The sequence below is a fragment of the Streptomyces pseudogriseolus genome (assembly GCA_002154585.1).
Lineage (GTDB): Bacteria > Actinomycetota > Actinomycetes > Streptomycetales > Streptomycetaceae > Streptomyces > Streptomyces pseudogriseolus.
In genome coordinates this window covers 1-8327 of record MUNG01000207.1, presented here as the reverse complement: position 1 = coordinate 8327, position 8327 = coordinate 1, and the positions used below count along the sequence as shown (strand labels likewise).

Sequence of the window (8327 nt, the reverse complement as noted above, 5' to 3'; positions counted from 1 at the left end):
GGTCGGCGACGGCGTGGAACCGTCGCCGACCAGGTGGCCGTGCTGGCCAGTGAGGTCCCGCTGGCCGCGGCGGCCGAGGGCGCCGATCTGCGCCCGCTCGCCGACGCGGCGCGTGAGCGGCTCGCGGACGCCGTCGCCGCGCTGCCCCTCCTCACCGCCGGCAGCCCGTACAACGCCGAGGCGCTGGTGCACGGCCTGTCGCCCGATCCCGCCCCGCACCCGCAGGACGCCCCCTGGCACCAGGTGCGGCTCCTGCTCCGCCTGCACCGCTACGCCCAGGAGGTGCTGCGCCCCGACGCGGGCGACGACCCCCGGCTGCGCGCGGCGGGCGAGGCGCTGGACCGGCACCGTGACGCCGCCGAGGCCGCGGCCGCCGCCGCGCACGCGGCCCGTACGCCGAGGATCGCCCCGGCCACGGCGTACGCGCTGGGCGTGCTCCACGCCGACCAGCGGCATGAGGTGGAGGCGGCGCGGTACGCGTTCCAGCGGGCCTGGCAGAAGCCGCCCGCCGGCACGCCGTAGGAACGCCGCGCGACAGGGAGGCACCCGGTGCGCACCACCCGAACCGCCAGAAGCGGCCTCACCGTCGAGGCGGCCGGCTGCGTCCTGTGGCGCCGCTCGCCCGTCACCGCCGAGCTGGAGCTGTGCCTGGTCCACCGGCCCAAGTACGACGACTGGTCCTGGCCGAAGGGCAAGCTGAAGCGCGGCGAGGACGCGCTCGCGGGCGCGCTGCGCGAGGTCGCCGAGGAGACGGGGTACACCGCCGTGCCGGCCGCCGAGCTGCCCAGCACCCGCTATCTCGCGAACGGCCGCCCCAAGCGGGTCCGCTACTGGGCGGCCGAGGCGGTCTCCGGCACGTTCGCGCCGAACGACGAGGTGGACCGCGTCCTCTGGCTGCCCCCGGACGCGGCCCGCCGCCACCTCACCTCGCCGATGGACGCCGGCCTCGTGGACGCCCTCCTCGACACCCTCCGCCCGGCCCGCTGACAGCGGCCGCGCCGCGGCCTCACCGCACCGTCCTCAGGGGTTCACCCCTCGTTCATGTACGCCCATCGGCCGCTTCACCTGTTCTGCCTAATTTCGGCCTTACGCGGTGCGGATCGCCCGTACACGAACGCTTACCGGACGAGGCGACCCGCCTCACCCCACTTCGCACGCCGCCGAATTCAGGACGGCGGCCACTGGAAGGAACAAAAGTGAAGCTTCAGCGCATGAACCGGCGGGCCCTCGCTCTCGGTGCTCTCGCCGTCACCGGCGCCCTGGCCCTCACGGCGTGCGGCTCCGACGACACCGGCGGCGGTGAGGGCGGCGGCGCCTCCGCGACCGCGCAGGCCGGCAACATCGACTGCGGCGACGCCAAGGGCCAGCTCCAGGCGTCCGGCTCCTCCGCCCAGAAGAACGCCATCGACGCCTGGGTGAAGCAGTACACCGCGGCCTGCAAGGACGTGCAGATCAACTACAACCCGACCGGTTCGGGCGCCGGCATCACCGCGTTCACGCAGGGCCAGACCGCGTTCGCCGGCTCGGACTCCGCGCTGAAGCCCGAAGAGGTCGAGGCGTCGAAGAAGGTCTGCACCGACGGCCAGGGCATCGACCTGCCGATGGTGGGCGGCCCGATCGCGGTCGGCTACAACGTCCCCGGTGTGGACGCCCTCACCCTGGACGCCTCCACCCTCGCCAAGATCTTCGACAACAAGATCACCAAGTGGAACGACCCGGCGATCGCCAAGCTGAACGACGGCGTCGAGCTGCCCGACCTGAAGATCCAGGCCTTCCACCGCTCCGACGAGTCCGGCACCACGGACAACTTCACCAAGTACCTGAAGGCCGCCGCGCCCAAGGACTGGACGTACGAGCCGGGCAAGTCCTGGGAGGCCGAGGGCGGCCAGTCCGCGCAGGGCTCCTCCGGTGTCGCCCAGCAGGTGAAGCAGACCAACGGCGCCATCTCGTACTTCGAGCTGTCCTACGCCGCCGACGGCATCAAGACCGTCGACATCAAGACCGAGGCCACCGAGCCGGTGAAGGCGACCATCGAGAACGCCACCGCCGCCATCGGCGCCGCCAAGGTCGTCGGCACCGGCAAGGACCTCGCGCTGGAGCTCGACTACACCCCGACCGCCGAGGGCGCCTACCCGATCGTCCTGGTGACGTACGAGATCGTCTGCGACAAGGGCAACAAGGCCGACACCCTGCCCGCCACCAAGTCCTTCCTGAACTACGTGGCCTCCGAGGACGGTCAGGCCCAGCTGGCGGACGCCGGCTACGCCCCGATGCCGACGGAGATCATCACCAAGGTCCGCGAGACCATCGCCGGCCTCAGCTGACCCCGAGTGTGCGGCCCGCGCCCGACCCCGGGCCGGGCCGCACCGTCCGGTGCACCGCCAACAGGAGCCCTGAGGCTCCGGACGGCTCCGACCGAGCCGGCCGGCCCCGCGGCTCCGCAGACCGGAGAATCCGATGGACATCACCACGCAGAAACCCGCCGCACCGCCGGCGCCCGGCCCGTCCGCGCCCGCGGACAGCGGCGCCGCGCGCGGCGTCACCCGCCCCGGCGACCGGATCTTCCTCGGGCTGTCCCGGGGGTCCGGCATCTTCGTCCTGGTCCTGATGGCCGCCATCGCGGCGTTCCTCACCTACCGCGCCACGCTGGCCATCTCCGAGGACGAGGCCAACTTCTTCACCAGCTTCGAGTGGAACCCCAGCGGCGTCCCGCCGGAGTTCGGCATCGCGGTCCTGGCCTTCGGCACGGTCGTGTCGTCGGTCATCGCCATGGTCATCGCCGTGCCGGTCGCCGTCGCGATCGCCCTGTTCATCACCCACTACGCCCCGCGCCGCCTCGGCGGCCCCATCGGCTACGTGATCGACCTGCTCGCCGCCGTCCCGTCCATCGTCTACGGCCTGTGGGGCGCCCTCGTCCTGGTGCCGCACCTGGACGGCCTGTACGGCTGGCTCGACGACTACCTCGGCTGGACCGGGATCCTGGAGTGGAACGACGGCGCCCCGCGCTCGCTGTTCACCGTCGGCATCCTGCTGGCGGTGATGATCCTGCCGATCATCACCAACGTCAGCCGTGAGGTCTTCCGCCAGGTCCCGCGGATGCACGAGGAGGCCGCCCTGGCCCTCGGCGCCACCCGCTGGGAGGTCATCCGCATGTCGGTGCTGCCGTTCGGCCGCTCCGGCGTGATCTCCGCGTCGATGCTGGGCCTCGGCCGCGCCCTCGGCGAGACGATGGCCGTCGCCATGGTGCTCTCCCCGAGCTTCACGATCAACGCCAGCCTGCTCGACCCGGGCGGCGGCACCTTCGCCCAGAACATCGCCAGCAAGTTCAACGAGGCCACCGAGATGGGCCGGGACGCGCTGATCGCCTCCGGTCTCGTGCTGTTCGTCATCACGCTGCTGGTCAACGGCGCGGCCCGGCTGATCATCGCCCGCCGCAAGGAGTACTCGGGGGCCAACGCATGAGCCACGCAACTCTCCACAGCCGCCCGGCCAGCTCGCTGCGCGGGGCGACCCTGCCGAAGTGGTTCCCCTGGGCCGTCGCCGGCGCCTCCGCCGCGCTCGGGTACGGCATCAGCGCCGCGGCCGGGCTGGACAGCGACATCCAGTGGGCGCTGATCGCGGCGCTGCTGTTCGTCGGCGGCTCGTTCGCCGTGTCCGCCAAGGTCGAGGGGCGCCGGCAGGCCCGGGACCGCACCGCGACCAGCATGGTGTGGGTGGCGTTCCTGCTGGCGGTCATCCCGCTCGCCTCGCTGACCTGGGAGACCGTCAAGCGGGGCATCAAGGTCCTCGACGGCTACTTCCTCACCCACTCGATGGGCGTCGTCGCCGACACCGAGCCGGGCGGCGGCATCTACCACGCCCTGCTGGGCACTCTGGAGCAGGTCGGCCTGGCCACCGCGATCTCCGTGCCGGTCGGCGTGCTCACCGCGATCTACCTGGTCGAGTACGGCCGGGGCCGGCTCGCCAAGGCCGTGACCTTCTTCGTCGACGTGATGACGGGCATCCCGTCCATCGTCGCGGGCCTGTTCGTCCTCAGCCTGTGGATCCTGATCCTCGGCATGGGCTACTCCGGCTTCGCCGGCGCGATGGCGCTGTCCATCCTGATGATCCCCGTGGTGGTGCGCTCCACGGAGGAGATGCTCAAGCTCGTCCCCAACGAGCTGCGCGAGGCGTCCCTCGCGCTCGGCGTCCCCAAGTGGCGCACCATCCTCAAGGTGGTCCTGCCGACGTCGATCGGCGGCATCACCACCGGCGTGATGCTCGCGATCGCCCGCATCACCGGCGAGACGGCCCCCGTGCTGCTCCTGGTGTGGGGCACGAACTTCATCAACGCCAACCCGTTCCAGGACCCGCAGGCCTCGCTGCCGATGTACATCTACCTCCAGTACACCAACGGCTCCGAGGCGGCGTACGACCGTGCCTGGGCGGCGGCCCTGACGCTGATCGCGTTCATCATGATCCTCAACCTGGTGGCCCGCGGCATAGCCCGCTGGAAGGCCCCCAAGACCGGTCGCTGACCGGCTTCCCCAACAGTCGTCGGCGACCCGAAAGAAGCAGTGATACCCATGGCCAAGCGCATCGACGTCAGCGGCCTCAACGCCTACTACGGTTCCTTCCTGGCCATCGAGGACATCTCGATGACCATCGAGCCCCGCTCCGTGACGGCCTTCATCGGCCCCTCCGGCTGCGGCAAGTCGACCTTCCTGCGCACCCTGAACCGCATGCACGAGGTGACCCCGGGCGGCCGGGTCGACGGCAAGGTCATGCTCGACGACGAGAACCTGTACGGCGCGGGCATCGACCCGGTGGCCGTGCGGCGCGAGGTCGGCATGGTCTTCCAGCGCCCGAACCCGTTCCCCACCATGTCGGTGTACGACAACGTGGCGGCGGGCCTCCGGCTGAACGGCACGTACCGCAAGTCGCAGCTGGACGACGTCGTCGAGAAGTCCCTCCGGGGCGCGAACCTGTGGAACGAGGTCAAGGACCGGCTGAACAAGCCCGGCTCGGGCCTCTCCGGCGGCCAGCAGCAGCGTCTGTGCATCGCCCGCGCGATCGCGGTCGAGCCGAACGTGCTGCTGATGGACGAGCCCTGCTCCGCCCTGGACCCGATCTCCACCCTCGCCATCGAGGACCTGATCGGCGAGCTGAAGGAGCGCTTCACGATCGTCATCGTGACGCACAACATGCAGCAGGCGGCGCGCGTCTCGGACCGCACGGCGTTCTTCAACCTGGCGGCGGTCGGCAAGCCCGGCAAGCTGATCGAGATCGACGACACGGAGCGGATCTTCTCCAACCCGTCGGTCCAGGCCACCGAGGACTACATCTCCGGCCGCTTCGGCTGACCGGACCGGTCACGGGACTCCTCGCGACGCTGCATGGCGGTGCCGCCGCGAGGCAGGAAAGGGCCCGCCCCCACTCAACGGGGGGCGGGCCCTTCCACGTGGTACCGGCGCGCGGTTCCCCGGCGCGACGCGCTACAGCGCGACGAGGTGCACGAGTCCGAAGCAGGCCGCGGCCACCAGGGCGGCGGCCGGCATGGTGATGAACCAGCCGAGGACGATGTTCTTGGCGACGCCCCAGCGCACGGCGTTGACGCGCTTGGTGGCGCCGACGCCCATGATCGCGGAGGTGATCACATGGGTGGTGGAGATCGGCGCGTGGAAGATGAACGCCGAGCCGAACATGATCGACGCGCCGGTGGTCTCGGCGGCGAAGCCCTGCGGCGGGTCCAGCTCGATGATCTTCCGGCCGAGGGTGCGCATGATGCGCCAGCCGCCCGCGTAGGTGCCGAGGGACAGCATCAGCGCACAGGCGATCTTCACCCAGACCGGGATCGGGTCGCCGTAGTCCTCGACGTCGGCGATGACCAGGGCCATCACCACGATGCCCATGGTCTTCTGGGCGTCCTGGAGGCCGTGGCCGAGGGCCATGCCGGCCGCGGACACCGTCTGCGCGATACGGAAACCCCGCTTCGCCTTGTGCGGGTTGGCCCGCCGGAACATCCACAGGATCGCCGTCATCACCAGGTAGCCGGCGATGAGGCCGACGACGGGCGACACGAACATCGGGATGACGATCTTGTCGACGACGCCGTGCCAGTACACCGTCGTCCCCCCGGCCAGCGCGGCGCCGACCATGCCGCCGAACAGGGCGTGGGACGACGACGAGGGCAGGCCGAAGTACCAGGTGATGAGGTTCCAGACGATGGCGCCGATCAGGGCGGCGAAGAGGATGCCCATCCCCTTCGACCCTTCGGGCGTCTCGATCAGCCCCTCACTGACGGTCTTGGCGACCCCGGACCCCAGGAAGGCGCCGGCCAGGTTCATCACGGCCGCCATGGCGAGCGCCGCGCGGGGCGTCAGCGCACGCGTGGAGACGGACGTGGCGATCGCGTTGGCCGAGTCGTGGAACCCGTTGGTGTAGGTGAAGAAGAGCGCGACCCCGATGGTCAGGATCAGAGCGAAGGTGTCCATGAAAGGCTCAGGACTCCTTGACGGCGATGGTCTCCACCGTGTTCGCCACGTGCTCGAAGGCGTCCGCCGCCTCCTCCAGTACGTCCACGATCTGCTTGAGCTTCAGCACCTCGATCGCGTCGTACTTGCCGTTGAAGAGGTGGGCGAGCAGCTTGCGGTGGATCTGGTCGGCCTGGTTCTCCAGCCGGTTGACCTCGATCCAGTACTCGGTGAGGTTCTCCATGGTGCGCAGGTGCGGCATGGCCTCCGCGGTGAGCTCCGCGGCCCGCGCCAGGACCTCGATCTGCTGCTCGACGCCCTTGGGCAGCTCCTCGACGTTGTAGAGGACGACCAGGTCGACGGCCTCCTCCATGAAGTCCATGATGTCGTCGAGGGAGGACGCCAGGGAGTAGATGTCCTCGCGGTCGAACGGCGTGATGAACGAGGAGTTCAGCTGGTGGAAGATCGCGTGCGTGGCGTCGTCACCTGCGTGTTCCGCGGCCCGCATACGCTCTGCGATCTCGGCCCGGGCGGAGGGGTCCGCCCCGAGCAGTTCCATCAGGAGCTTGGAGCCCGTGACGATGTTGTCCGCGGACGCGGCGAACATGTCGTAGAAGCTCGTCTCCCTGGGGGTCAGACGAAAGCGCACGTGGGGTCCTCGGTATACGTCGGTTTCGGTCAGGCTGATGCTAGGCGCATCATCCGGCCACCTGAAACGGCCGCCCCCAGTGTCGCCCATCGGGCACAGTGATGAGTACGGGGGCGGCAGCACCTCCTCGCCGGACGTGGCGCGCGGCGCGGACCGCCCGGCCCGGCAACGGCGAAGTTCGGTACGATATACCCACCAGGGGTATATAGCGCCCATCAGGACACCAGGAGGACGCGATGACCACCACCGGAACCGGCGCGCACGCGCCCTCCTCCCCGGACGCGGACGGCGCCGCCGGGGCCGCCGCGGCCGTGGACGCCCCGGGCGCGGCGGGTGTGACGGACGTAACGGACATCGTGACCGATCACGACCGCGGGATCCACGGCTACCACCACCAGAAGCAGGAGCACCTCAAGCGGCTGCGCCGCATCGAGGGCCAGATCCGGGGCCTTCAGCGGATGGTCGACGAGGACGTCTACTGCATCGACATACTCACCCAGGTGTCCGCCTCCACCAAGGCGCTGCAGTCGTTCGCGCTGCAACTGCTGGAGGAGCACCTGCGCCACTGCGTCGCGGACGCGGCCGTCAAGGGCGGCGACGAGATCGACGCGAAGGTCAAGGAGGCCACGCAGGCCATCGCCCGCATGCTGCGGACCTGACCCTTCCGCGACGGCCGGGGTCTCAGGGCCCGGCGGTGTCCGTGCGCGCCTCTGCCACCCTCAGCACCTCGTCGATGCTCTCCAGGCTCAGCCGGTCCTCCGCGTTGGACGCGGCGATGATCAGCTCGCCGCACAGCTCGATCTCGGCGAGCGCCACGTGATCCTGGACCGGAACCGTCCCCCTCCCGAGCGGAGCCACGCGCCTCACCTCACTCTGTCGTCACCGACTTCCTAGAGTAGGGAGCGCCCTACGGACCGCGCATGGCACGGAAGGGCTAGTTCGCCCCGGCCACCACGGACCCCGTCCCCGCCCCGCCGGTGCCGCTCACTCCTGGGCGATCCGCCCGGCGTAGATGTCCCCGTCCGCGGGAAGCCGCACGTCGGCCGGGGCGCCGAAGTCGTACAGCAGGGTGGTGGAGGCGACCGCGACGGGCTCCTGCCGCTCGCCGTTCACGAAGCTGAACCGGTGCCGGATCTTGCGGATGCGCCCCTCGTCGTCGAGATACACGTCGAACGGCACCCGCGCGGTGGCGAACCCTTTCGCCGCCGCGCGGGTGCCGTTCGACG

Annotated in this window: 9 protein-coding genes and 2 pseudogenes; 7 read left to right on the top strand and 4 right to left on the bottom strand. The window is 70.4% G+C overall.

Annotated features, from left to right (window positions below; all coding sequences use genetic code 11):
* From CCN29_RS19490 to pstB, 6 genes and pseudogenes are all read left to right on the top strand, one after another.
* A pseudogene (locus tag CCN29_RS19490) lies at positions 1 to 522 on the top strand (CHAD domain-containing protein); the annotation flags it as partial.
* A 27-nt stretch (positions 523 to 549) separates the two neighbouring features.
* Positions 550 to 987 carry an NUDIX hydrolase gene (locus tag CCN29_RS19485; RefSeq protein ID WP_006136317.1) on the top strand — a complete coding sequence of 146 codons (438 nt, stop codon included), beginning with the start codon at positions 550 to 552 and terminating at the stop codon, positions 985 to 987.
* A 209-nt stretch (positions 988 to 1196) separates the two neighbouring features.
* On the top strand, positions 1197 to 2324 hold the full coding sequence (gene pstS, locus CCN29_RS19480) for a phosphate ABC transporter substrate-binding protein PstS (protein WP_006136316.1): 1128 nt from the start codon (positions 1197 to 1199) through the stop codon (positions 2322 to 2324).
* A gap of 133 nt (positions 2325 to 2457) precedes the next feature.
* Positions 2458 to 3462 carry a phosphate ABC transporter permease subunit PstC gene (gene pstC / locus CCN29_RS19475; RefSeq protein WP_006136315.1) on the top strand — a complete coding sequence of 335 codons (1005 nt, stop codon included), beginning with the start codon at positions 2458 to 2460 and terminating at the stop codon, positions 3460 to 3462.
* On the top strand, positions 3459 to 4517 hold the full coding sequence (pstA, locus tag CCN29_RS19470) for a phosphate ABC transporter permease PstA (protein ID WP_086683390.1): 1059 nt from the start codon (positions 3459 to 3461) through the stop codon (positions 4515 to 4517). Before pstC ends, pstA begins: the two co-directional genes overlap by 4 nt.
* Before the next feature lie 48 nt (positions 4518 to 4565).
* Positions 4566 to 5342: a phosphate ABC transporter ATP-binding protein PstB gene (gene pstB, locus CCN29_RS19465; protein ID WP_086683387.1), complete on the top strand. Its 777-nt coding sequence runs from the start codon at positions 4566 to 4568 to the stop codon at positions 5340 to 5342.
* 132 nt (positions 5343 to 5474) lie between these two features.
* On the opposite strand, the gene CCN29_RS19460 is transcribed toward pstB, so the two are convergent.
* Both CCN29_RS19460 and CCN29_RS19455 read right to left on the bottom strand, forming a co-directional pair.
* The gene (locus CCN29_RS19460; protein WP_006136312.1) at positions 5475 to 6473 is read right to left on the bottom strand and encodes an inorganic phosphate transporter; all 999 of its coding nucleotides are present in this window, start codon (positions 6471 to 6473) and stop codon (positions 5475 to 5477) included.
* Positions 6474 to 6480: 7 nt separating this feature from the next.
* Entirely contained in the window at positions 6481 to 7101 is a 621-nt protein-coding gene (locus tag CCN29_RS19455; RefSeq protein WP_006136311.1) for a DUF47 domain-containing protein, read from the bottom strand.
* Positions 7102 to 7337: 236 nt separating this feature from the next.
* Here CCN29_RS19455 and CCN29_RS19450 point away from each other — a divergent pair, with 236 nt between their 5' ends.
* The gene (locus CCN29_RS19450; protein WP_006136310.1) at positions 7338 to 7760 is read left to right on the top strand and encodes a metal-sensitive transcriptional regulator; all 423 of its coding nucleotides are present in this window, start codon (positions 7338 to 7340) and stop codon (positions 7758 to 7760) included.
* A 22-nt stretch (positions 7761 to 7782) separates the two neighbouring features.
* Here the strand turns inward: CCN29_RS19450 and CCN29_RS36020 are convergent, their stop codons facing one another.
* Positions 7783 to 7968, bottom strand: a complete 186-nt coding sequence (locus CCN29_RS36020; RefSeq protein WP_189408818.1) for a hypothetical protein — start codon at positions 7966 to 7968, stop codon at positions 7783 to 7785.
* A gap of 117 nt (positions 7969 to 8085) precedes the next feature.
* Positions 8086 to 8327: pseudogene (locus CCN29_RS19445) on the bottom strand (hypothetical protein); the annotation flags it as partial.